Annotated in this window: 27 protein-coding genes and 1 other annotated feature; of the genes, 25 read left to right on the top strand and 2 right to left on the bottom strand. The window is 36.0% G+C overall.

Translation table 11 applies throughout. The annotated features are described in order from the left end of the window. The first annotated feature begins 7 nt into the window (after positions 1–7). The 23 genes from QBK89_RS07605 to QBK89_RS07495 all read left to right on the top strand — a co-directional run bounded on the left by QBK89_RS07605 (position 8) and on the right by QBK89_RS07495 (position 22,155). Complete coding sequence (locus tag QBK89_RS07605) at positions 8–547, top strand: hypothetical protein (RefSeq protein ID WP_284140439.1); 540 nt, start codon at positions 8–10, stop codon at positions 545–547. 139 nt (positions 548–686) lie between these two features. Beyond that, positions 687–968 (top strand): sporulation protein YqfC, encoded by a 282-nt coding sequence (gene yqfC / locus QBK89_RS07600; RefSeq protein WP_284140438.1) that lies wholly within the window; start codon positions 687–689, stop codon positions 966–968. Positions 969–992: 24 nt separating this feature from the next. Continuing rightward, entirely contained in the window at positions 993–2,216 is a 1,224-nt protein-coding gene (gene yqfD, locus QBK89_RS07595; RefSeq protein ID WP_284140437.1) for a sporulation protein YqfD, read from the top strand. 23 nt (positions 2,217–2,239) lie between these two features. Continuing rightward, positions 2,240–3,199, top strand: a complete 960-nt coding sequence (locus QBK89_RS07590; protein ID WP_284140436.1) for a PhoH family protein — start codon at positions 2,240–2,242, stop codon at positions 3,197–3,199. 45 nt (positions 3,200–3,244) lie between these two features. Next, on the top strand, positions 3,245–4,612 hold the full coding sequence (locus tag QBK89_RS07585) for a hypothetical protein (RefSeq protein ID WP_284140435.1): 1,368 nt from the start codon (positions 3,245–3,247) through the stop codon (positions 4,610–4,612). A gap of 2 nt (positions 4,613–4,614) precedes the next feature. Next, entirely contained in the window at positions 4,615–5,490 is an 876-nt protein-coding gene (locus tag QBK89_RS07580; protein ID WP_284140434.1) for an HD family phosphohydrolase, read from the top strand. Continuing rightward, entirely contained in the window at positions 5,490–5,954 is a 465-nt protein-coding gene (gene ybeY / locus QBK89_RS07575) for an rRNA maturation RNase YbeY (protein WP_284140433.1), read from the top strand. The genes QBK89_RS07580 and ybeY overlap by 1 nt, the downstream gene beginning before the upstream one ends. Further along, the gene (locus QBK89_RS07570) at positions 5,944–6,312 is read left to right on the top strand and encodes a diacylglycerol kinase family protein (protein ID WP_284140432.1); all 369 of its coding nucleotides are present in this window, start codon (positions 5,944–5,946) and stop codon (positions 6,310–6,312) included. Before ybeY ends, QBK89_RS07570 begins: the two co-directional genes overlap by 11 nt. A gap of 188 nt (positions 6,313–6,500) precedes the next feature. Further along, entirely contained in the window at positions 6,501–7,403 is a 903-nt protein-coding gene (era, locus tag QBK89_RS07565; protein WP_284140431.1) for a GTPase Era, read from the top strand. A 135-nt stretch (positions 7,404–7,538) separates the two neighbouring features. Next, positions 7,539–7,691, top strand: coding sequence for a YqzL family protein (locus QBK89_RS07560; RefSeq protein ID WP_284140430.1), 153 nt, complete (start codon positions 7,539–7,541; stop codon positions 7,689–7,691). 18 nt (positions 7,692–7,709) lie between these two features. Next, on the top strand, positions 7,710–8,453 hold the full coding sequence (gene recO, locus QBK89_RS07555; protein ID WP_284140429.1) for a DNA repair protein RecO: 744 nt from the start codon (positions 7,710–7,712) through the stop codon (positions 8,451–8,453). A 54-nt stretch (positions 8,454–8,507) separates the two neighbouring features. After that, positions 8,508–8,681 (top strand) — a binding site (T-box leader). A gap of 62 nt (positions 8,682–8,743) precedes the next feature. Continuing rightward, the gene (gene glyQ / locus QBK89_RS07550; protein WP_284140428.1) at positions 8,744–9,622 is read left to right on the top strand and encodes a glycine--tRNA ligase subunit alpha; all 879 of its coding nucleotides are present in this window, start codon (positions 8,744–8,746) and stop codon (positions 9,620–9,622) included. Continuing rightward, on the top strand, positions 9,623–11,701 hold the full coding sequence (gene glyS, locus QBK89_RS07545) for a glycine--tRNA ligase subunit beta (RefSeq protein WP_284140427.1): 2,079 nt from the start codon (positions 9,623–9,625) through the stop codon (positions 11,699–11,701). It begins immediately after the preceding gene. Positions 11,702–11,894: 193 nt separating this feature from the next. Continuing rightward, complete coding sequence (gene ccpN, locus QBK89_RS07540) at positions 11,895–12,524, top strand: transcriptional regulator CcpN (RefSeq protein ID WP_284140426.1); 630 nt, start codon at positions 11,895–11,897, stop codon at positions 12,522–12,524. Positions 12,525–12,546: 22 nt separating this feature from the next. Further along, on the top strand, positions 12,547–13,350 hold the full coding sequence (locus QBK89_RS07535) for a pyruvate, water dikinase regulatory protein (RefSeq protein ID WP_284140425.1): 804 nt from the start codon (positions 12,547–12,549) through the stop codon (positions 13,348–13,350). 463 nt (positions 13,351–13,813) lie between these two features. Next, positions 13,814–15,622 (top strand): DNA primase, encoded by a 1,809-nt coding sequence (gene dnaG, locus QBK89_RS07530; protein ID WP_284140424.1) that lies wholly within the window; start codon positions 13,814–13,816, stop codon positions 15,620–15,622. Between the two features lie 36 nt (positions 15,623–15,658). Continuing rightward, positions 15,659–16,783, top strand: coding sequence for an RNA polymerase sigma factor RpoD (gene rpoD, locus QBK89_RS07525; protein ID WP_284140423.1), 1,125 nt, complete (start codon positions 15,659–15,661; stop codon positions 16,781–16,783). Positions 16,784–16,862: 79 nt separating this feature from the next. After that, the gene (locus QBK89_RS07520) at positions 16,863–17,417 is read left to right on the top strand and encodes a hypothetical protein (protein ID WP_284140422.1); all 555 of its coding nucleotides are present in this window, start codon (positions 16,863–16,865) and stop codon (positions 17,415–17,417) included. A 102-nt stretch (positions 17,418–17,519) separates the two neighbouring features. After that, positions 17,520–17,894, top strand: a complete 375-nt coding sequence (gene cccA, locus QBK89_RS07515; protein ID WP_284140421.1) for a cytochrome c550 — start codon at positions 17,520–17,522, stop codon at positions 17,892–17,894. 163 nt (positions 17,895–18,057) lie between these two features. Next, a complete protein-coding gene (locus QBK89_RS07510) occupies positions 18,058–18,768 on the top strand; it encodes a tRNA (adenine(22)-N(1))-methyltransferase (protein WP_284140420.1) in 711 nt (236 codons plus the stop codon). Beyond that, on the top strand, positions 18,761–19,876 hold the full coding sequence (locus tag QBK89_RS07505; protein ID WP_284140419.1) for a Nif3-like dinuclear metal center hexameric protein: 1,116 nt from the start codon (positions 18,761–18,763) through the stop codon (positions 19,874–19,876). The genes QBK89_RS07510 and QBK89_RS07505 overlap by 8 nt, the downstream gene beginning before the upstream one ends. Before the next feature lie 45 nt (positions 19,877–19,921). Further along, on the top strand, positions 19,922–21,235 hold the full coding sequence (locus QBK89_RS07500; protein ID WP_284140418.1) for a DEAD/DEAH box helicase: 1,314 nt from the start codon (positions 19,922–19,924) through the stop codon (positions 21,233–21,235). Between the two features lie 26 nt (positions 21,236–21,261). Next, the gene (locus tag QBK89_RS07495) at positions 21,262–22,155 is read left to right on the top strand and encodes a deoxyribonuclease IV (protein ID WP_284140417.1); all 894 of its coding nucleotides are present in this window, start codon (positions 21,262–21,264) and stop codon (positions 22,153–22,155) included. A gap of 41 nt (positions 22,156–22,196) precedes the next feature. Here the strand turns inward: QBK89_RS07495 and QBK89_RS07490 are convergent, their stop codons facing one another. Further along, positions 22,197–22,481, bottom strand: coding sequence for a DUF2624 domain-containing protein (locus QBK89_RS07490; protein WP_284140416.1), 285 nt, complete (start codon positions 22,479–22,481; stop codon positions 22,197–22,199). 174 nt (positions 22,482–22,655) lie between these two features. On the opposite strand from QBK89_RS07490, the gene QBK89_RS07485 reads away from it, so the two are divergent. After that, positions 22,656–23,054 (top strand): DUF4190 domain-containing protein, encoded by a 399-nt coding sequence (locus tag QBK89_RS07485; RefSeq protein ID WP_284140415.1) that lies wholly within the window; start codon positions 22,656–22,658, stop codon positions 23,052–23,054. 54 nt (positions 23,055–23,108) lie between these two features. Here QBK89_RS07485 and QBK89_RS07480 read toward each other — a convergent pair whose 3' ends face one another. After that, entirely contained in the window at positions 23,109–23,438 is a 330-nt protein-coding gene (locus QBK89_RS07480) for a hypothetical protein (RefSeq protein ID WP_284140414.1), read from the bottom strand. A 76-nt stretch (positions 23,439–23,514) separates the two neighbouring features. On the opposite strand from QBK89_RS07480, the gene QBK89_RS07475 reads away from it, so the two are divergent. After that, a complete protein-coding gene (locus QBK89_RS07475) occupies positions 23,515–24,144 on the top strand; it encodes an NfeD family protein (RefSeq protein ID WP_284140413.1) in 630 nt (209 codons plus the stop codon). Positions 24,145–24,201: the final 57 nt, after the last annotated feature.

Below are 24,201 nucleotides of genomic sequence, written 5' to 3'. Positions count from 1 at the left end.
GGTTTGTATGGATTTTATTATGGATAACATCGTTATTATCGCATTAATTGTTGGTGGGCTGCTTAAATTTTTTGGTGATTCTACTAGTAAAGAGGATCAAAGAAAAGAAAGTTCTAATCCAACTAGAAATCCGAGACCTGCACAAAGTCCAAGACCAGTTCCTACTGCTTCTGAAAGAGGCCGAACTGTGCCTTCTTCGGTTGAAGTGCAAAAACAACATGCAGAGCAGGAAATGGTTACAGTTCAACCGGCATCTATTAAAGAGCAACAGCAGCAACAATTGGAACGCTTAGCAAATCGAGTGAACACAACCATGGATCATTCGATGCAGCACATAAATAAACAGCATACAGGAAAGCAAAAAATGAATGGAATGAAGCAACAGCATCAAAATTCTCACTATTCCATTCATAAGCGAAAAAAGCAGATGGAAAACCGGTTAACATCAAGAGGACTTGTAGACAGTGTCATCATGGCGGAAGTGTTGGGTGCTCCTCGAGCTAAAAAGCCATATCGAAACATCATAACAGATAGAAATAATAGATAAACAAAAAGTATCCTTAGGAGATTATCCTAAGGATACTTTTTTATGGATTCATTCACAGCATTGTTAGGGCACGCATTTTCCTTGTTCTTATCTGTTTAGATTATTCATAAACATAGAAGTGTGAGAGGGGGCTGCACGTATGAAAAATATACAACAACGAATTCGTCCACTTTTAATTAAATACCTTGCACTGCCTTCCGATGTCGTATTAGAGCTACCGAGGATAACCGTTATTGGACAAATCCATGCGTATATTGAAAATCATAAAGGTTTAGCTTTATTTACAGATGAAGAACTACGATTGAGAGCAACGAAAGGATATATCCAGATTAAGGGTTCTTCTTTTGTTTTAAAGATGATGCTACCTGAAGAAATATTATTAGAAGGAACAATTACCGATATTCGCTTTATTTCAGAATAATAGAGTGCTTTGGAGGAGGAGGAAATGAAACACACACAAGGGAAGTTTTTATCTGGTTATGTCACAATATTAGTGAAAGGGAATATGCCTGAATTGTTTTTTCAGAAATGTGTGGAACAGGGGATTTCAGTCTGGAATGTCCGAAAAAAAGGGGTAGATTCCTGCGTTGGAAATGTAAAATTGTCGGACATTCATGCAATAAAGCAGATTAAACGAAGAGGTAATTATCGAATTTCGTTTATTGGGCGTAAAGGGTTCCCTTTTTTATTTCATCGGTTTATAAAAAGAAAAGAAGTGTTATTTGGATTATTAATTGGCATATTTGCTATCATTTTTCTTTCAAATATTATTTGGAAGGTTGACATTAATGGATTACCAAAAGAAATAGAAGAAAAAGTAGTGAAACAATTAGAAAGCTACGGGATCCATCAAGGAGCGTGGACATTGTCACTTGGTACGCCAAGTGACATTCAAAAGAAGCTAATGCGCGATGTACCGGAATTGTTATGGATAGGCGTGCAAAAAAAGGGGACAACCTTTCAGCTTGAAGGAGTAGAAAAGCTTATTGTAAAAGAAGATAAGGTAAAAGGTCCACGACATTTGGTTGCTACAAAAAAAGGAACAATTAAAAAAATGTATATATCAAAAGGGGTTCCCCAGGTCGCAGTGAATGATTTTGTAAAGCCTGGTGATGTACTTGTTTCAGGAGTATTAAATCAAAGTGAGGAGAATAATAAGGAAAAGGATAAGAATAAGGTATTCGTAGCTTCAGAGGGACAAGTTATCGCAAATACATGGTACGAGGTAGCAGTATCAATTCCACTTGAAGCGAAATATGAGGTGCTCACTGGAAAACAAGAAAAAAGATATTACATGGGTATTAATGATTTTCAAGTACCAATTTGGGGATTTAAAACACCAGAATATGCAGATATCTTTGTAGAACAAAACGAGAATCCGATTTACTTTTTAAAATGGAAGCTTCCCTTTCAGTTTATTGAATCCAGTATTAGTGAAAAAACATATCACACAACGAAGCGTACCAAGGAAGAGGCGATTCAAATTGGTATTGAACAGGCTAAACAAGAACTGGTATATGAATTAGGTCCAGATGCCAAGGTAATATCGGAAAAAGTTTTGCATGTAACCACAGAGCGTGGTAAAGTTAACTTAGAATTATATCTAACAGTCGAAGAAGATATTGTAAAGGAAGTACCTATTCAGAAGAACAGTAAGGATGGAGACTGAGGTATTTATCAAGGAGATTGATTATGACAGATAACTTACAATTGATTGATTTACAGTTAACTAATTCAAATGAAGCGCTTGAATTATTTGGAGCGAATGATAAATTCTTAAAGCATCTTGAGGCGCAATTAAATGTATCGATTATAACAAGAGGCGAGCAAGTAGGTGTGACTGGAACGGATGAGAGTAAAAGCCTTGTCCAACAAATATTGTTAACACTATTAAACGTTATTCGAAAGGGATTAACGATTTCCGAACGAGATATTGTGTACGCAGTTGATTTAGCTAAACAAGGGAAGCTTGCGCAATTCGAAACATTATTTGAAGACGAAATAACGAAGAATTCAAAAGGAAAATCCATTCGGGTAAAAACACTTGGTCAAAAGACTTATGTAGCTGCGATAAAAACAAATGACTTGGTATTTGGAATTGGACCTGCTGGAACAGGAAAGACGTATTTAGCGGTAGTAATGGCTGTCCGTGCATTAAAAAACGGTCAAGTTAAGCGGATTATTTTAACGCGACCAGCTGTAGAAGCTGGTGAGAGTCTTGGCTTTCTGCCTGGCGATTTAAAAGAAAAGGTAGACCCGTACTTACGCCCTCTATATGATGCACTTCATGATGTTCTTGGTGCAGAACATACAGCAAGGCTCATTGAACGCGAAACAATTGAAATTGCTCCACTGGCATATATGCGTGGAAGAACGCTTGATGATGCATTTGTTATTTTAGATGAGGCACAAAATACAACACCAGCGCAGATGAAAATGTTCTTGACTAGGCTTGGATTTGGGTCGAAGATGGTTATCACAGGAGATGTGACACAAATCGATTTACCAAAGGGAGTTACTTCGGGCTTACAAGCAGCTGATCGTATTTTGTCTAAGATTGAAGGGATATCGTTCATTCACCTTAGTCAGACAGATGTTGTGAGACATCCACTTGTACAACGAGTTATTGATGCATATGAACAGAGTCAGTAATACAGTATCCACTTAGTTCCTTAATAAATGTAGAAGGTGGCTGCCATGAAATCAAAAATTGTAAATGCTGTTAGATTCATAAAGCGAACAAGATCTAAATGGGTGACCGTCATAGTACCATGCTTATTGCTTGGTGCTTTCCTTTTTTTGATTTCATTAGACAATATTTACACGAAAACACTAGATATTGAACGATTTAATAATGCGAAAGAGACGATACGATCTCCAATTACAATAGAAAATGAGCAAGAAACAGAACGAAAGACACGAGAAGCAGTTCAATCTGTTGAGGATCGATTTGATATTTCAACCGAAATTACAGCAGAGAGAGTTGCTTATGTAGAAGAGATTTTTGATGCGATTACAAAGCTTGAGGCCGGATATAAAGCAGAAAAAACGAAAGAAGAAAGCCCGATTTCAACGCAAGAAAAACTGATGAATTTAAAGCAAATCCTATCCGCGGAGATCACAGAAAATGTAAATGATAGACTTTTGGTGACCTTGATTGAGACACCTAAAAAGGATCGTGATAAAGGAGAAGAAGTTTTTGTACCTGCGTTAAAAAAGGTAATGGAAAAAGGAGTTCGGGTTGAGAATATAAATAGTGCGATGTCCGAAATTAAGCAACGCATTAAATATAGTTCTTTAAATGATAATTTGAAAAAAGCGTTGCAAGCGTTGAGTGAATTTGCAGTCATCGATAATTCGTTTTTTGACGCGAAAAAGACGATGGAAGCACAAAAAGAAGCGGCGGCAAATGTAGAGCCTGTCGTTATTCGAGCAGGAGAAATAATTGTACGTGAAGGGCAAACAATCACCAATGAGAAATATGAAGAATTACAGCTTGTTGGATTGTTAAATAATGAGCGAAACGTTTATCCATTAGTTGGTTTAGCTTTCTTTGTTTTGCTAATTGTGAGTATTATCGGCTATGAAGCATACATTTTAGATAAAAGAAAACAATTGAATTTAAAGAAAATGACCGCTATCTTATTAATTAGTATTTTTGTAATTACATTGATGAAGGTTGTTAGCATATATACGACCCAGACGAATCAGCTTTATTTAGTCGTACCAGTAGCAACAGGTGTGTTATTGCTGAAACAACTTCTTAATGAGCGGCTAGCTATCGTCTATGCTAGTTTATTTTCTATTATCGCAACTATCTTATTTAATGGCGAAATAGCTGGATCATTGAACATGGAAGCAGGCATTTACTTTTTCTTTTCTCAAATAGCTGCAATTATTTTCCTTGCTAATCCAAAGGATAGATTGGCAGTTATTAAAGCAGGTATAGGAATGTCTGTTATTAATATGCTTGCTATATTATTATTTTTATTTCTATCCTTTGAAAAATATGCCTTCTCTAGCTTAATGATACAACTCGGTTTTGGCGTATCATCNCAGGTATAGGAATGTCTGTTATTAATATGCTTGCTATATTATTATTTTTATTTCTATCCTTTGAAAAATATGCCTTCTCTAGCTTAATGATACAACTCGGTTTTGGCGTATCATCGGCCTTTTTATCTGCAGTATTAACGATTGGATTACTGCCGTTTTTTGAAACGGGGCTTAATATCTTAACGGACATGAAGCTATTACAGTTATCTAGTCCGAATCAACCATTATTAAAGAAAATTCTTCTGGAGGCACCTGGAACCTATCATCATTCTGTAATGGTAGCAAATTTAAGTGAAACAGCTTGTGATGCGATCGGAGCCAACGGGTTGCTAGCAAGGGTGGGAGCCTATTATCACGATATAGGAAAGACATTATGTCCGCATTATTTCATAGAAAACCAACTTGCAATTTCAAATCCGCATGATCGGATTGCTCCGAAGGAAAGTGCAGAAATTATTATTAGCCATCCTTATGATGGAGCAGATATGTTGAAAAAATATAAGCTGCCACGGGAAATTATTGATATAGCAATGCAACATCACGGTACTTCCTTATTAAAATTCTTTTATTATAAAGAAAAAGAGCAGAATCCAGACGTTTTGGAAGCGGATTATCGCTATCCGGGTCCTAAACCACAAACGAAAGAAGCTGCTATCATTTGTATTTGTGATTCTGTAGAGGCAGCTGTACGGTCATTACAGGAACCGACAAAAGAAAAGATTGATGATATTGTCGCTTCAATTGTTAATGACCGTTTATTGGACGGGCAGTTTGATGAATGTCCGATAACAATTAAAGAGTTAAATGAAGTGCATCGAGTTATTCAGGAAACACTTAAGGGAATATTTCATTCTAGAATTCAATATCCAATGAAGGAGGCAAACTAATGCATATTTATTTCCATGATAATACGAAGTCGATACCATCAGAATATGTTGACATGCTTCATCAATTACTTCAATTTGCAGGTAAAAGGCAAAAGATTCCACAGGAAGCAGAAATATCGATTAATTTTGTTAATAATCGAGAAATTCAAGAACTAAATCGAAATTATCGAGGACAAGATAAGCCGACAGACGTCATTTCTTTTGCTTTACAAGAATCTGTAGAGGGAGAAATAGAAATCCTTGGGGAAGAAATTCCTCTAGTTTTAGGTGATATTGTTATCTCAATCGACAAGGCAAAGGAGCAAGCAGATGATTATAATCATTCTATCGAGCGCGAGCTTGGCTTCTTAGCTGTCCACGGATTTCTGCATCTTTTAGGTTATGATCATTTGAATGACGAAGATGAAAAGGAAATGTTTCAACTCCAAGATGAAATATTAGGTGCATTTAATCTTGAGCGATAAAAAGCGCGGAATCGGGTTTCGTTATGCATGGAGTGGGTTGAAGCAAATTATTCGAATGGAAAAAAACTTTCAAGTTCATTTGGGTGTTGCTTTTTTAGTGATTATTGCAGGTTTTTATTTTCAAATCAGTCGTTTTGAGTGGATTGCCGTAATCATTTCGATTGGAATGGTACTCATTTGTGAAATGATAAATACGGCGATAGAAAGCTTTTTAGACTATGTACGCCCACAAATTCATCCAGCTGCAAAGTTGATTAAGGACATTGCAGCTGGTGCCGTATTAGTAGCAGCAATGATGGCTGTCGTTATCGGATGTATCGTGTTCCTTCCGAAAATAAAGATATTACTTGGTTTGTAAGGCTGCCAATTGTTGGAGCCTTATTTTTTATGAAAGGAAAATTTGTTGTTTCAAAATTTGGCAATGAAGATTATAATTAGGAAGGTTTTGTCGAATTCATGAAAGCATGTGTTTTTTATAGTATGATAATAATAACAGAATGAACATGCTTTATTTAACAATTTTTATTACGTCTTGGAGGAAGCAATGTGAAAACAAATTATAAATCAGGATTTATCGCTATCATTGGAAGACCCAATGTAGGAAAATCAACTTTCTTAAATCGTGTAGTAGGGCAAAAGATTGCCATCATGAGTGATAAAGCGCAAACAACACGAAATAAGATTCAAGGAGTACTTACACAACAGGATGCGCAGTTCGTATTCATTGATACACCCGGTATTCATAAACCAAAGCATCGTCTAGGGGATTTCATGGTCCGGATTGCAGAGAACACTTTAAATGAAGTGGATGCCATTTTATTTATGATTGATGCAAAGGAAGGGTATGGAAAAGGGGACCAGTATATCCTAGATCTACTACAAAAGGTTCGTAAGCCAGTATTTCTAATTGTAAATAAGATTGATTTAGTTCATCCAGAAGCGTTATTACCGCTTATTGAATTGTATAAAGATAAATGTGAATTTGAAGAAATTATTCCGATATCCGCTTTAGAAGGAAATAATGTCGATCATTTATTAGATGTATTAAAAGTTCACTTGCCTGAAGGGCCGCAGTATTATCCAGAAGATCAAGTAACAGATCATCCTGAACGATTTATTATAAGTGAATTAATTCGAGAAAAAGTGTTACATTTAACCCGTGAAGAAATACCACATTCGATTGCTGTAGATATTGAAAACATCGAAGAACGCGATAATGATACGGTATTTATTCAGGCTGTCGTGATAACAGAAAGAAAATCACAAAAAGGAATATTAATCGGAAAGCAAGGAAGCATGTTAAAGCAAATTGGGAAAAATGCCCGTAAAGACATAGAAGCATTGCTTGGTAGTAAGGTGTATTTGGAGCTTTGGATTAAGGTTCAAAAAGATTGGCGAAATAAACAAAGTCAGCTAAATCAATTTGGTTTTCGGAATGACGATTATTAAACATGGTAAATTTTTTTACTAATTGTTTTACGCAGGATGGAAAATCTAAGAGCGTAGACAGTTCTCGGGAGCTTTTGCTTTGTCTAACCTTATAAAATATATCCGGATAATGGATGAAGAAAGGTGGGTTTTCTTGTGATCGACTTGACGTGGAAACTTTTTAGTCAAACAGGAAATATTGAAACCTATTTATTATTAAAAGAGTTAGAAAAAGAATCAGATACAAGGGAACTCGAACTTTTAGAACGCTCTGAGCCATCAACCTTTAGCTCAAAAAACATGCGGTAGTAAAAAGGATGAACAGATGTGCTTGAGAAAATTGATGGAATTATAATAAAAACATCGGATTATGGTGAAACGCATAAAATCGTTACGATTTTCAGTGAAAAAATAGGAAAGTTCTCAGCGATTGCCAGAGGGGCAAAAAAACCTAAAAGCAGAATGGCTGCTTTAACGCAGCCATTCATCCATGGACAATTTTTTGTTTATTTGTCAAAAGGTCTAAGTACTATACAGCAAGGAGATATTATTCACTCCTTTCGTTCCATCCGTGAAGATATTATTAAAACAGCATATGCTGCTTTTTTGCTTGAATTAACTGATAAATTAGTAGAAGATAAAAAGCCGAACATATATCTCTATCAGCAGCTTTTCGCAACAATGAAATGGATTGAAAATCATGATGATTATCAAATTCCGGTTATGATGTATGAGTTAAAGTCCTATCAGATAGGCGGTTTTTTACCAACCGTGGATAAATGTGTGCAATGTGGGAGTAAGCAGTCGCCATTTGCGTTTTCTGTTTTAGAAGGTGGCTTTCTTTGTAAAGGATGTATGTCTAAAGATATACAGGCGGTTTCACTGTCCAATTCAGTAGCACGGCTTTTTCAGCTTTTCGCACAGGTAGGCTTAGAAAGAATTGGAAACATCTCAATGAAAGAGGAGAACATTCAATTGATTCGACAAATACTTGATCAGTATTATGATCAATATGGTGGTTATGCATTGAAGAGTAAAAGGTTTCTTAATCAATTAGACCGTCTTTCCTAGTAATTTAAGTTGACGAATACGAATGAATAGCGTATCATTTTTACATAATAATTATACATTGCTACGATAGAGAAGAGTACGTTATGTGACCCTTGCAAAGCGAGTCCAGAGGTGGTGGAAGCTGGATCATGAAGCATATCGGAAGGCACTCTGGAGCAATATTGCATATAAAGTGGCTTCCAATTCGGAAGCAAATAGGGTGGAACCGCGGTTATAACCGTCCCTATGTCTACAATTGACATAGGGACGGTTTTTTGATTTTAAAAGAAAATAGAGTGGAGGATAACAATATGAATATTCAACAAATGATTTTAACGTTACAAGAATATTGGTCAAAGCAAAATTGTATTTTAATGCAGGCTTATGATGTGGAAAAAGGGGCTGGCACAATGTCGCCAATGACGCTCCTTAGGAGTCTTGGTCCTGAACCATGGAATGTAGCTTACGTGGAGCCATCAAGAAGGCCAGCGGATGGACGATACGGCGAAAATCCAAACCGACTATACCAGCATCATCAGTTTCAAGTAATTATGAAACCTTCACCAGACAATATTCAAGAATTGTATCTAGAATCACTTAAAGCGCTTGGAATAAATCCGTTAGAGCATGATATTCGTTTTGTTGAGGATAATTGGGAGAATCCAACCCTTGGAGCAGCTGGTCTTGGATGGGAAGTTTGGTTAGATGGAATGGAAATAACGCAATTCACTTATTTCCAACAAATTGGGGGCTTAGAAGCAAATCCAGTTGCAGTTGAACTGACATATGGCATCGAACGCTTAGCTTCTTATATACAAGATAAGGAAAATGTATTCGATTTAGAGTGGACGAAAGGATTTACAGTGCGAGATATCTTCTTGCAGCCTGAATACGAGCATTCAAAATACACCTTTGAAGAATCAAGCACAGATATGTTATTTCAATTATTTACAATGTATGAAGAAGAAGCGAGAAAGACAATGGAAAAAGGGCTTGTTTTTCCAGCTTATGATTATGTTCTCAAATGCTCGCATACCTTTAATTTGCTCGATGCCAGAGGAGTTATATCTGTAACAGAAAGAACCGGCTATATATCTAGGATTCGCAACTTAGCTAGAAAGATTGCAAAAGCTTATGTAGAAGAACGAGAAAAGCTTGGATTTCCTATGCTGAAAAAGGAGGAAAAATAAATGGCAAAGGACGTTTTATTCGAAATCGGACTAGAGGAATTACCAGCTCGGTTTATTGATGATGCAGAAATGCAGTTAAAAGAAAAAACAGAAAGCTGGTTAAAGGAGTTACGTGTTGCTTTTGAAACAATTACCACATATTCGACTCCTAGACGATTAGCTATTCTAATTCAAGGCTTGGCTGAAGAGCAAACGACGGTTGAGGAAGAAGCAAAAGGGCCTGCTTTAAAAATTGCTCAAGATGCTGATGGCAATTGGACGAAAGCTGCAATTGGTTTTACGAAGGGTCAAGGCAAAACAACCGCAGACATATATACGAAAGAAATAAAAGGAATTTCTTATATATTTGTTAATAAACGGATTGAAGGGAAGCCTAGCTTCCAATTATTAACGCAGTTTAAAGAAATTATTGAGTCTCTTTCCTTTGCAAAAAATATGAAGTGGGGCGTTGAAAAAATACGCTATGCTCGTCCTATTCGCTGGCTAGTAGCTTTGTATGGAGATGAAGTTATTCCTTTTGAAATTGCTAGCGTAACAACAAGCAATATAACCTACGGGCACCGATTTTTAGGAAAAGAAATGGTAATTCACCATCCTGTTGATTATGAAAAAATTCTTGAAGAACAACATGTTATTGTAAATCCTAAAAGAAGAGAAACGATAATTTTAAATGAAATTAATGCAATTGAAGCACGTGAAGGATATACTATTCCAATTGATCAAGCATTGTTAGATGAAGTGCGCAACCTTGTCGAATATCCCACAGTGTTTGTTGGACAATTTGATAAACAATTTCTTACATTACCTTCTGAAGTGTTAATTACCTCCATGAAGGAACACCAACGATACTTTCCTGTGAAATCAAAGACGGGAGAACTGCTTCATTATTTTATAGGAGTAAGAAACGGGGATAGCTTTGCATTAGATAAAGTAGTTAAAGGAAATGAGAAGGTACTTCGTGCAAGACTTTCTGATGCCCAATTCTTTTTTGATGAAGATAAGCAGCATTCAATAAATGATTATTTAGCAAAATTAAAGCAAGTTGTCTTCCAAAAAGATTTAGGTACGATACATGATAAGGTGCAACGCACAAGTAATATTGCCAAGCACTTAGCTAATCTATTACATTTAGACGCTAAGCAAACAGAAAAAGTAGTTCGTGCAGCAGAGATTAGTAAATATGACTTAGTTACGAACATGGTAAATGAATTTACAGAGCTTCAAGGAATTATGGGCGAAAAATATGCCCTGCATTTTAACGAGGATGAGGATGTTGCTAGAGCAATAGCAGAGCAATATTTACCAAAACAGTCGAATGGTGCTTTGCCTGAAACACTTGTCGGTGCTGTATTAAGCTTATCGGATAAGCTGGATACAATTACTGGTTGTATCTATGTTGGTTTAAGACCATCTGGCTCTCAGGATCCGTATGGACTAAGAAGACAAGCAATCGGAATCCTGAGAATATTACTAGCACAAGATTGGAAAATATCCTTAGAGGAACTATTAAGGATTCCGATTACGTTATATGAGGCATCATCCATAAAAGGAACACCAGATTTTGAAAAAGAGTTAAATGATTTTATGCGTCAGCGAATGGACTTCATTCTTAAAGAAGAAGCAATTGAAGTTGATGTCATAGCTGCTGTAACAAAAAATGCAGTAGGAAATGTAGCATATACGATAGAAAAAGCTAAAATACTTTCCGAAAAACGGAATGATCCTAGATTTAAACCAACACAGGAAGGGTTAGTTCGAGTTCTGAATTTAATGGAGACAAAAGAAAATCGTGAGGTGAAAGCGGAGTTATTCCAAACTGAGTCTGAAGCAGCATTATCTCAGGCACTACAAAACGTTACGAAAGCTTTCGCGAAAGCAAATGCAGCCTTTGATGCTGAGGAAGCATTGAATCAGCTTGCAACACTCGCTGAACCTATTCACCACTTCTTTAATGAGAACATGGTCATGGCCAAGGAAGAAGCAATTCGAAATAATCGGCTTGCATTGTTAACGAATATTGGATCTCTTATTTTGAATTTTGCTGACCTGTCTGCAATAGAGTGGAAACAGCATTTTTAACTTAAACGAGCTTAGGGAGTGGAAGCGTATATTATTCGTAATATAGACAGTACGCTTCATTTTGTAAGAAGCCATACTCATATGTGTAAGGTGAGGTTTATATGACAATTGTATGGCATAGATTCCTTTTCCACTCGTAATCATATATAATATTTAGAAGCTGTATGACATATTGAACGTGGGTGGTGAGATAGTGGAATTATCAAATAGACAAGAAAAAATCATTGAAATTGTAAAAGAAAATGGCCCGATTACAGGGGAAAACATAGCTGAGAAGTTGCATTTAACGAGAGCGACACTCCGCCCAGACCTTGCTATTTTAACAATGGCTGGATATCTGGACGCACGTCCTCGAGTCGGCTATTTTTATACAGGGAAAACAGGCTCCGAATTACTAACCGAAAAAATAAAAAAGTTTAAAATTCAAGAATATCAATCCATTCCAATTGTCGTTAATGAAAGTGTCTCAGTGTATGATGCCATTTCAACGATGTTTTTAGAGGATGTTGGAACGTTGTTTGTAGTTGATGAACATTCTTGTTTGACAGGTGTTCTTTCTCGGAAAGATTTGTTAAGAGCAAGTATTGGAAAACAAGACCTCAATCATATTCCGGTACATATCATTATGACGAGAATGCCGAATATAACAGTTTGTAGAAAAGAAGATCCATTAATTGATATTGCCAAAATTTTAATCGATAAGCAGATTGATGGTGTTCCTGTTGTAAAAGATACGGATGCTGGTTTAGAAGTGGTTGGAAGAGTTACTAAAACAACGGTAACAAAAGCATTTGTAGAATTAATTATGGATGAGCATTTATAAAGGCAGGGAGGAGAAATAATAAATGAACACGAAACCACTTGCTTATGTGTTATCTGATTCGGTAGGTGAAACAGCTGAATTAGTAATGAAGGCTGGATTAAGCCAATTTAATAATGGGGAATATAGAATTCAACGAATTCCATATGTAGAAGATAAAAAAACAATTGACGAAACCTTGCAGCTTGCAAAAGAAAATGAAGGGATTATTGGGTTCACGTTAGTAGACCCTCTTTTAAGAGGCTATTTGAATGAGCAGGCGAAAATGCTTCACGTAGAAGTAATCGATATTATGGGTCCAGTTCTTGCAGCGATGGAAAGAGTATATGAAAAATCACCTCGAATGCAGCCAGGACTTGTCCATAAGTTAGATGAAGATTATTTTAGGAAAGTAGAAGCAATCGAGTTTGCAGTAAAATACGATGATGGACGTGATCCGCGAGGAATTTCTAGAGCAGATATTATTTTGATTGGCGTTTCGAGAACGTCAAAAACGCCTTTATCACAATACTTAGCTTTAAAGCGATTAAAAGTTGCAAACGTACCAATTGTTCCTGAAGTAGATCCTCCTGAGGAATTGTTTGAAGTAGATCCTAATAAATGTATTGGATTACGTATTAGTCCCGACAAATTAAATGATATTCGTAAAGAAAGATTGAAAGCGTTAGGATTAGGCGATCAAGCTACTTATGCTAATATGAAACGAATTCATCAGGAGTTAGATTATTTTGATAAAGTTGTTGAAAAAATTGGGTGTAATGTCATCGATGTTTCAAGTAAAGCTGTAGAAGAAACAGCAAATTTAATTCTTCAATCAATTCAAAAATAAGTCTAAGCAAGGAAAATATCCGCTAAGATAGGATGTTTTCCTTGCCGATTTTTATGTACACATAAATTACCAATAAATTTAAGCGCATTTAAATGGAATTACCATTGATGATGTATTATAATTAGTATTTGTGTAAAAATAGAAGTGGTATATGGCCTAGAATGCTTTATTGAACAGGAGAGATATTCTGAAAAATAAGACATTGAGAAATAAGAAGGAAATCGCAAAGTGAACGTAGAAGTATTATTAAGGCATCAAATCCAAGTAAGAATCTATGTTTAACACTTCACATCAAGAGGAAATACTAGAAGTGAGTGAACATAGTAAATTCATCATGTAATCATCCTTCTTCACGTTATTTTACCCTAAGAAGGAAATTTTTTTCGACTTTATCAAAAAAAATGTCGAATGATGAAGGATTTTTTAAAGCGACATCGAATAATATAAAAGCATGGTGGTATCATTGTCTAATCAAATACCAGAAGAATTAATTGAACAAGTTCGTCAAGCAAATGATATTGTAGAGGTAGTTGGAGAATATGTTCAATTAAAAAAACAAGGAAGAAACTTTTTTGGATTGTGTCCTTTTCATGGAGAGAAGACTCCATCTTTCTCTGTAACCCAAGATAAACAAATTTTTCATTGTTTTGGGTGTGGAAAAGGAGGAAATGTTATTACATTTCTTATGGAAATGGAAAGCTTCTCGTTCCACGAAGCTGTGCGGGAGCTTGCAAGAAGAAGTGACATTGCTTTACCTGAATTTGCTGTGCCGCAAGAAACATCTATGTCCCAAGAGCAGCAGCAGATGGTACTTGCTTTTGACTGGCTAACCAAGCTTTATCACCACTTGCTCAGATACACAAAGGATGGTAAGGAAGGTTATCAATATTTTCAAGATCGAGGAATAAATGACGAAACCATTGATGCATTTAAGCTGGGATTTGCACCTCGAGTGAAAAATTTCACGGCTTCTTTCTTGGAAAAAAAGGGAATCCATCAACAAATTCTAGTTAAGGCAGGTTTAATTACTGTACATGATGATCACAGTATTACGGACAAGTTTAAAGGAAGGGTTATTTATCCAATTCGGAATCACCTCGGGAAAACAGTAGGATTTGGAGGCAGATCCATTACAGAGGATGGTCCCAAATATTTAAATAGTTCAGAGAGCGAGTTATTCCGAAAAGGAAAGCTATTGTTTAACTTTGATTTGGCGAAAAAGTATATTCGAAAAACAAATGAGGTCATTTTGTTTGAAGGATATATGGATGTAATTTCTGCCTACCAAGCAGGAATTCGCAATACTGTGGCAACAATGGGTACGGCATTAACGGAAACGCAAGCTAAGTTGTTAAGAAGGTATACAGAGTTAGTTGTTATTTGTTTTGATGGTGATCAAGCAGGATTAGAAGGTGCGTATAAAGCAGCGACATTGCTTCGTCAAACTGGATGTCAGGTGAAGATTGCCAATATAAAAGACGGTCTTGATCCAGATAGCTTTATTAATCAATTTGGTGGGGAGGCCTTTCAAAGGGAAGTTATCACACCAAGTGATCCTTTTATTGCGTTTTACATGCGCTATGTAAAACGAGATTTTAATATGAGTCTTGAAGGAGATCGCATTCAATATATCGAATTAATTATTAAAGAGCTTAGTAAACTGGAAAGTTCTATTGAGCTTGAGTTCTATTTAAATGAACTGCACACTGAATTTGATATATCTTTGGAAACTTTAAAAGAAGAACTAGGCAAGCATCGTGGAACCAATAAACATAAGCAGGATAAGCGATTAAAAGATAGATATACTAAGGAAAAATCTAACTTTTATCAAGCTCCAAAGATGCTACCAGCTTTTCACAAGGCTGAAAGACAACTTATTGCTTATATGCTGCAAGATCATTATATTGCGAGTAGGGTACAGGAGGAATTAGGTGCAGGGTTTAATATTGATGCACATAAGATAATAGCGACCCATTTATATGCATATTATGAAGAAGGACGTTCATCCAATGTAAGTAATTTTATTCAAATGCTTGAGGATGAGGAAGTAAGGCAGTTAGTAATTGAGATTGCAATGATCCCAATACATGAAGAAATAAGTGAAAAAGAAATTAATGATTATATTCGACTTATTCAAATGGAAACAAACGATGTTTCAAGTATCCGTGAATTAAAAAAACAGCAATTATTAGCAGAACAACAAAATGATACTGCGAAAGCAGCACATATAGCAATGCAAATAATCCAGCTTCAAAAACATATGAAGCAATGATTGATACAATATGTAATTTTGGAAGGAGGGGGACTCATGGCTGAAAATAAGTCTTCACAAACGAAAGAAAATGAAATCGAATTAACCCTTGAACAGGCGAAGGATCAAATACTGGAAATTGGGAAAAAACGAGGCTCATTAGCGTATGAAGAGATAGCAGATCGGTTATCTCACTTTGAATTAGAATCCGATCAAATTGATGAATTTTATGAGTTTCTAGGAGAACAAGGTGTAGAGGTTATTGGAGATTCAGAAACAGATCCTAATATGAAGGAAATTGCGAAAGAGGAAGAAGAATTCGACTTAAATGACTTAAGCGTCCCTATTGGAATTAAGATTAATGATCCAGTCCGGATGTATTTAAAGGAAATTGGGCGTGTTAATCTACTCTCAGCAGCGGAAGAAATTGAATTAGCGACTCGCATTGAAGAAGGCGATGAAGAAGCAAAACGTCGTCTCGCTGAAGCGAATCTTCGACTGGTTGTTAGTATTGCAAAGCGCTATGTTGGACGCGGAATGCTATTCCTTGATTTGATACAAGAAGGGAATATGGGTCTAATTAAAGCAGTAGAAAAATTTGACCACCGAAAAGGTTTTAAATTTAGTACGTATGCAACATGGTGGATTAGACAAGCGATAACGAGAGCGATTGCCGATCAAGCTAGAACCATTCGTATTCCAGTTCACATGGTAGAAACAATTAATAAGCTAATTCGAGTTCAACGTCAATTGTTACAAGATTTCGGTAGAGAACCAACTCCAGAAGAAATTGGTGAAGAGATGGAACTTTCACCAGATAAAGTGCGAGACATTCTTAAAATTGCCCAGGAGCCTGTTTCATTAGAAACACCAATTGGGGAAGAAGACGATTCCCATTTAGGTGACTTTATTGAAGACCAAGAAGCTGTTTCTCCATCAGACCATGCAGCATACGAACTGTTAAAAGAACAGCTTGAAGATGTGCTAGACACGCTTACAGACAGAGAAGAAAATGTTCTTCGTTTACGATTTGGACTGGATGATGGAAGAACACGGACATTAGAAGAAGTTGGGAAAGTTTTTGGTGTAACTAGAGAAAGAATTCGACAAATTGAGGCGAAAGCTTTAAGGAAACTTCGACATCCAAGTCGTAGTAAACGATTAAAGGATTTCCTCGATTAATTTTAGCAAGTCATTGGGAGCATTTGAACAATGACTTGGCTAATCCTGTTTTTACAGGAAGCATTGAACCGAGGTGTATATGTTGAACGATCAGCGTACAACCACAATTATTAAAGAAATACTTTATTGGAAGCAACATAAACTATTGCCTGAAATGTATTGTGATTTTTTGCTCGCACTATATACAAATGGTGAAGCTTCAACATTCGAAGATGAAGAAAAGATTTCAAATCAACGAATGGGTACTTGGACAATGAAGAAGGGACTTCAGTTCTTTCTTCTAGTCCTATTGGTACCGTTTTCATTTCTTGTCATTTATTTTACTCAATTTCAACTTGTTTTGCAACTTTCTATTTTACTTTTATTTTTTGGTTTTTCGGGATGGATGCTCAACAACTATAAGCATGTAAGGGATTCTTCCTTTCATATTGCTTTAGTAGTAATGCTTATTCTGTTTTTAATTATTTCTGATTTTTTTGTAAAACAGCTTGATTTGGGAAGTGCTGTAAGTGCAATAATCGTTTTATTTCATTTTATTTTTTGGTTTTGGATAAGTAGAAAATTACGTTTAAATTACTTAATGATTAGTAGCTTTATTGGATTATTTATTGCAGTTGGCTACTTCATTTTATAATTTTTACATCAAATGCTTTAAACTATTTAGGTTTTCAAGTAAAATAGATATAGCTTTTAGCTACATAACAAAGAAAATGGGGATACATAAGGAGGAAATACAATGAAGAGAAACCCAGTTATACCTTATGCAATTATTGCTATTATTGGGATTCTTGCGGTGATTGTGATCTCAGTTATCGGAGTTAATCAGCGTGATGACATCGAACAAGCTCAGGAAGGTGGAGCTACTGAGGAACAAGGGGGCGGAGAAGTTTCAGACGATCCAGAAGCAATATATGAATCAAATTGCGCAGCGTGTCATGGAGCTGATCTATCAGGAGGAATGGGACCAGATTTAACTAAAGTCGGTTCTAAACTTTCGGTTGATGAAATTACGGATGTGATAAAAAATGGTAAAGGCAATATGCCTCCACAAAAAAGTCTTGCTGACGAAGAAGTGAAAGTAATCGCTGATTGGCTTAGCGAGAAAAAGTAGGATGCATATGTTATGATGATAGATGTCATAAAAAGTAAGCTTTCTGTGTGATATGCCAGAAAGCTTTTCTTTTGTTTTAATATTGATAAATAAATTCCGTTTATTCGTTACACATAATTGATTTTTAACAATGAATTTGACACATGATAAATAGGAGGCAAGAATGTCCATGCAATTGAAATTATCCGAACGGCTGAAAACAGTCGCTTCTTTTCTGCCCGAAAACGCTCTGTTTGCAGATATAGGCTCTGACCATGCATATTTACCTTGCTATGTTTGTAAGTGTGATTCATCTTCACGAGCAATAGCGGGTGAAATTAATCATGGCCCGTATCAAAGCGCATTAGCAACGATTCAAAATTTTGGGCTTGAGCATGCAGTAGACGCTAGACTGGGGAATGGTTTGCAAATATTACGAGATGGTGAAGTAAAGCAAATTGTTATTGCTGGCATGGGCGGTTCTTTAATTCGAGATATACTAGAAAACGGTAAAGATAAGCTATCTCTTGTTAATCGTATTATTGCCCAACCAAATATTGACGAACGGGATGTTCGCAGATGGATGCAACAGCATCAATTTCACATTAGTGCCGAAGTATTGATGCTAGAAAACGGGCATTTCTATGAGATAATTGTAGGAGATCGTTGGAAAGAAGAAAAAGAAACGATTATACTTGATGAAAAGCAGCTTCTATTTGGACCGCACCTTTTAAAAGAACGTTCAAAGCTTTTCTATGAAAAGTGGAAGAGTGAACGAAAAAAATACAATCGAATTATTTCAGATATGAAAAATGCCAAAAAAATAAATGTTGAAAAGCTTTCCCAATTTGAAATGGAATTAAATTGGATTGAGGAGGTTTTACAGGATGGATAAACAACTAAAAAACAACGATATATTTCGCGCATTAGAACAAATGGCACCAAAGCATTTTGCGTATGAATGGGATAATGTAGGACTGCAAATTGGCTCTTCTAACCACTTAGTGAAAAAGATAATGACAACATTAGATGTGACAGAAGCGGTAGTCGATGAGGCAATTGAAAAGGACGTAAGCTTACTTATCGCTCATCATCCAATGTTTTTTAACCCGCTAAAGCAACTAAATGTTGATTCCATACAAGGAAGAATTATAAAAAAGTTACTTTCTCACAATATTTCCGTTTATGCTGCCCATACGAACTTAGACATTGCCGATGGTGGGATAAATGACATGCTTGCACAAAAGCTGGGTATTAAAGTTAAAGGAGTAATGGAAGACGTATTCACGGAAAAACTTTATAAGCTGGCTGTATTTGTTCCTAAAACACATGTTGATTCCGTGATGGACGCACTGAGCGAAAGTGGGGCAGGTCATATAGGAAACTATAGTCATTGTGTATTTCAAACAGAAGGAGAAGGAAGCTTCAAGCCGTTAGAGGGAACAAGTCCTTTTATTGGAAAAGAAAATCAACTAGAAAAAGTCAATGAGATAAAGCTAGAAACGATAGTACCAGAAGAGAATGTCTCTCGTGCCGTTGCTGCTATGCTTGAAGCCCATCCATATGAAGAAGTTGCCTATGACATCTATTTACTTAGCAATAAAGGAAAGAACTATGGGATAGGAAGAATCGGCGAGCTAGAAGAGGACATGACTCTTGCGGATTTCGTTGCTCATGTAAAGCAATCACTCGGGGTGCGAGGATTGCGTGTTGTCGGTAATTTATCGAAAAACATACGTACAGTAGCTATTTTAGGAGGTAGTGGTGAAAAATATATTCCACAAGCGATCCATAAAAAAGCAGATGTATTTATTACTGGAGATGTTACCTTCCATACTGCTCAAAACGCGTTGGATAGAGGATTAGGGATTATTGATCCTGGTCATTATATTGAAGCAATAATGAAGCAGTCCATGAAAGATTTTTTAAAGCAGCTTTCTTCTGCATATGGAGTGGACGTTATCGCTTCTGCGGTAAATACAGACCCATTTCAATTTTTATAAAGCATTCAACACTAACGAAACAATCTTCGAAAATGGAGGGAAATAATGGAGATAAATAAATTTGAGCAATTTTCTTTTAAACCCGAATTAATGCAAGCCTTGGAAAAGCTTCATTTTACGAAACCAACTGAGATTCAGACAAAGGTGATACCTGCAATTCTTCAAGGGAAAAGCGTCATCGGTCAATCCCATACAGGGTCTGGCAAAACACATGCTTACCTATTACCTTTATTCCAGCAAATGGATGTATCTAAAAGAGAGGTTCAATTTGTGATTACAGCTCCAACAAGAGAGCTTGCAATGCAAATCTATGATGAAGTAAAAAAAATCATTCGCTTTTCAAATCAAGAAGAAAAATGGATCGCAAAATTATTGGTTGGTGGAACAGATAAGCAGCGAATGATGGAGAAGCTTAAAGAACCCCCACATATTATTGTTGGAACACCCGGTAGAATTTTAGACATGGTTAAGGAAGAAGCAGTATCTATCTTTACTGCGAGTTCTTTTGTAATTGATGAAGCGGATTTAATGTTGGATTTAGGTTTTATAAATGAAGTTGATCAACTACTTTTACGGGCAAAACCGAGCATTCAACTACTTGTTTTTTCAGCTACTATTCCACAGCGGCTAGAACATTTCTTTAAAAAATATTTAGAAAATCCGCTTCATGTAAAAATAGGAGATGAACTCTCACCTACAACAATGGAGCATCGTTTAATTGCGGTAAGACATCGAAATAAAGCAAATATGATCATGGAAATCTCTAAAACCATTCACCCTTATCTAGCGATGATATTTGCGAATAGTAAAGAGCATGCCAATGAATTAGCTGGTGAGTTACAGGAAAAAGGGCTAGATGCTGGAATATTGCACGGTGGATTAAGTCCAAGAGAAAGAAAAAGAGTGTTAAAGGATATTCAACATTTGCGTTTTCAATACATTGTTGCAACTGACTTAGCAGCTCGAGGAATTGACATTAAAGGGGTAAGCCATGTTATTAATGCCGATATTCCAAAAGAAGAAGAATTCTATATTCATCGTGTTGGAAGAACGGCTAGAGCTGGATTAGAAGGAACAGCAATTAGCTTGTATACAGAAGACGATATCCCACTCATTGAAAAATTAGAAGATAAAGGGCTAACTTTCCGCTTTTTTGATGTTAAAAATGGCGAGTGGAAGGAAGCACATCCATGGAATAAAAGAAACCTTCGTACGAAAACAACAACAGATGTGGAAAAGGAAGCTTGGAAGCAAGTACGAAAAACTAAAAAAGTAAAGCCTGGCTATAAAAAGAAAATGAAAAAGCAGCAGGAGCAAATTAAAAAGACGTTAATTAGAAAAAAGAAATATAAGAAGTAATTTTTTAGCAGGAGAGGTGGAGAAGCATGTTGAAAATAGGATCTCATGTATCAATGAGTGGGAAAAAAATGCTCTTAGGATCGAGTGAAGAAGCACTATCTTACGGTGCCACTACATTTATGATTTATACTGGCGCGCCACAAAACACAAGAAGAAAACCAATTGAAGAGTTAAATATTGAACAAGGTCAATTGCATATGTCTGAGAATGGAATTACCGATATTGTCGTTCATGCTCCATATATAATTAATATTGGTAATACTCAAAAGCCAGCAACCTTCGAGCTTGGTGTTAACTTTTTACGAAATGAAATCGATCGTACAAAAGCTATTGGTGCGAAGCAAATTGTTCTTCACCCAGGCGCACATGTTGGTGCAGGAGTTGAAGAAGGAATTAATCGTATTGTTCAAGGGTTAAATGAGGTTCTGGAAAAAGATGACGACGTGCAGATTGCATTAGAAACAATGGCAGGTAAAGGATCAGAAATTGGTAGAAGCTTTGATGAATTAGCCAAAATTATTGATGGGGTCACGTATAATGAGAAGTTATCTGTTTGTTTAGATACATGTCATATCCATGATGCAGGCTATGATGTTGTGCACGATGTTGATGGCGTCTTAAATGAGTTTGATAAAATTATTGGTGTAGATCGGATAAAAGTTGTTCATGTAAATGATAGTAAAAATGAACGAGGAGCACAAAAGGACCGTCATGAAAACATCGGCTTTGGACATATCGGGTTCGACGCTTTACATTATGTTATCCAACATCCGCAATTTGCCGATATTCCCAAGATTTTAGAAACGCCATTTGTAGGGGAAGATAAGAAAAATAAAAAAGCTCCATATCTTTTTGAAATTGAAATGATTAAAAGTGGTAAATTTGATGAGCAATTAAAGGAAAAAATTCTTAAAGCTTAAAAGAAAAGGAATAGTGCCCATTTGAGCATTATTCCTTTTCTTTATGCAAAAAATCCTTCTAGACCATATGTTTTGATAAGTTCTTTAAATAACTGATTCGCTTTCATTGCTGTTTCTTCATCTGTAATTAACGCCAAGTCTTTTAGCATTTTTTTCCTTCCGCTTTCGTGAAATGGATCTATTTTTTGTGTGCGAATGTATGTTGAGATTTGTTCCGCCTGACTTCTTGTAATCGAAAATCCATATTCTCTTGCATATTGTTGGATTTCACGAGGAGATGTTTGTTTTATTTTCTTTAATGCAAGTTCTTTAATAAAGTCGTTCATCTAATAACTCCTTTCATAAATAAACGTTCCGTCTTAGTATATGGATGAAAAGAAAAAATGTATCTTGTACGAATGAGCTCTTACGTCTGTTACCAAAAAATAACGTCTTTTTTTTTCGCAGTTATCCATAAACTATGCATGCACCTCAATTTTAAAAAGGAGGTTGGTTCCAGAATGGATGATTATAAAGGACGAAATGAATTTAACGATTATGGAGAGAATAATGTAGAACGAACGGCAGAATCAGCTAACTACAACACGCCCAATACTACTTTATCATCATTTAGTAAGCGTGATGCAGAAACAGCTGCAGAATTAACTGCTAATAATACCCGGGCGGCAATTAACGATAGAGATGACGACAGAGCGTACGAAGCGGGGAGTGCAATTGGATGGATAGCATTAGCTTTATCCATCGCTTCCTTTTTTTGGGTCCCCATCATCTTCGGTGGAGCAGGGATTATTGTAGGGTTTGTAGCTCGGAACCGCGGAGTTACAACTTTAGGGAATATTGCGATTGCAGCTGGAGCTATCGCAATCGTTATATCCTTATTTGTAAGTCCATTTGTATAGATAAAGGAGAAGAGGCTTTAAATAGCCTCTTTTCTTGTATTATAAAAAACATTATCAGGGAACTTCGTCGCTATAAACAGGAAAAAAGTAATATTTTCCTGGTGTTAGCTGATATGGATTGACAGATGGGTTTGCAATTTTAAAATCAAGCATTATTTGTTTAATATCGATTTCGATTTCTTCCTGTTTATTTACTTTCTCAACAATTGAAAGCACATTTTCACCAGGAGCTACTTGTTTTTTAATTACATAAAAGGAACCTATTTGTTGCATTTCGTCATCTTGTAGTCTTGGAATATTAGCTTCTTTAAATAAATCCTGATACATACTAAAAGCAAGCAAAAGAATTACGATATATATTGCTAATCTTTTAATAAAGTTCATTTTAATGCCCCTTTTCATGAAACCTATTATAATAAAGGTACGTATTATAATATGAACTGTAATGGAGGTGGCCTCGATGGAGATTTTTTCACAGGATTGGATAGGAATTGTAATAACTGGCTTAGGTACTTTATTTTTAATAGGTGAAATATTAGTCAATATGCGTGGTTTTTTTGCCTTATTAGGAATTGGTTTTATTACTGTATATTTTTCGGTATATCTAGAAACAGGCTCTCTTATGCTTATGCTTATTATTTATTTTGTTGGATTATTACTCATCATAATCGATGGAAAGCTACTTAATGATGGAACGTTAGCGACTATTGGTTTAGCAAGTATGCTTACTGCTGTTGCACTTCCTGCTCCGAATTTCACTGCGGGTCTTTATGCTGTTTTAGGCGTATTATTAGGCGGAGGCATGTCTTTTCTGTTTTTAAAGGTGTTTAAACGAAGAGAAATGTGGACTAAAATTACACTTACAGATCAATTAACAAATGAAGCAGGCTACAATTCAATGAATCAAGAATATGGAAAGTTATTGAACCTAGAAGGTATAACACTTACAGATTTGCGTCCGGTCGGTACAATTCGTATAAATCAAAAAGATTATAGTGCAGTATCAAATGGGCAATGGATTCCTAAAGGAAGCAATATTGTTGTTGATCAAGTAGATGGAACAAAAATTCTTGTATCAATAAAAGATTAATATTACTAAATATAAAAAAGATCCGTGAGCATGTGCTTATGGATCTTTTTTTAAGCC

Source organism: Virgibacillus sp. LDC-1 (assembly GCF_030137545.1).
In the GTDB taxonomy this organism is placed as follows: domain Bacteria; phylum Bacillota; class Bacilli; order Bacillales; family Amphibacillaceae; genus LDC-1.
The sequence above is the reverse complement of the archived record's forward strand: the minus strand, read 5'-3'. Positions and strand labels throughout refer to the sequence as shown.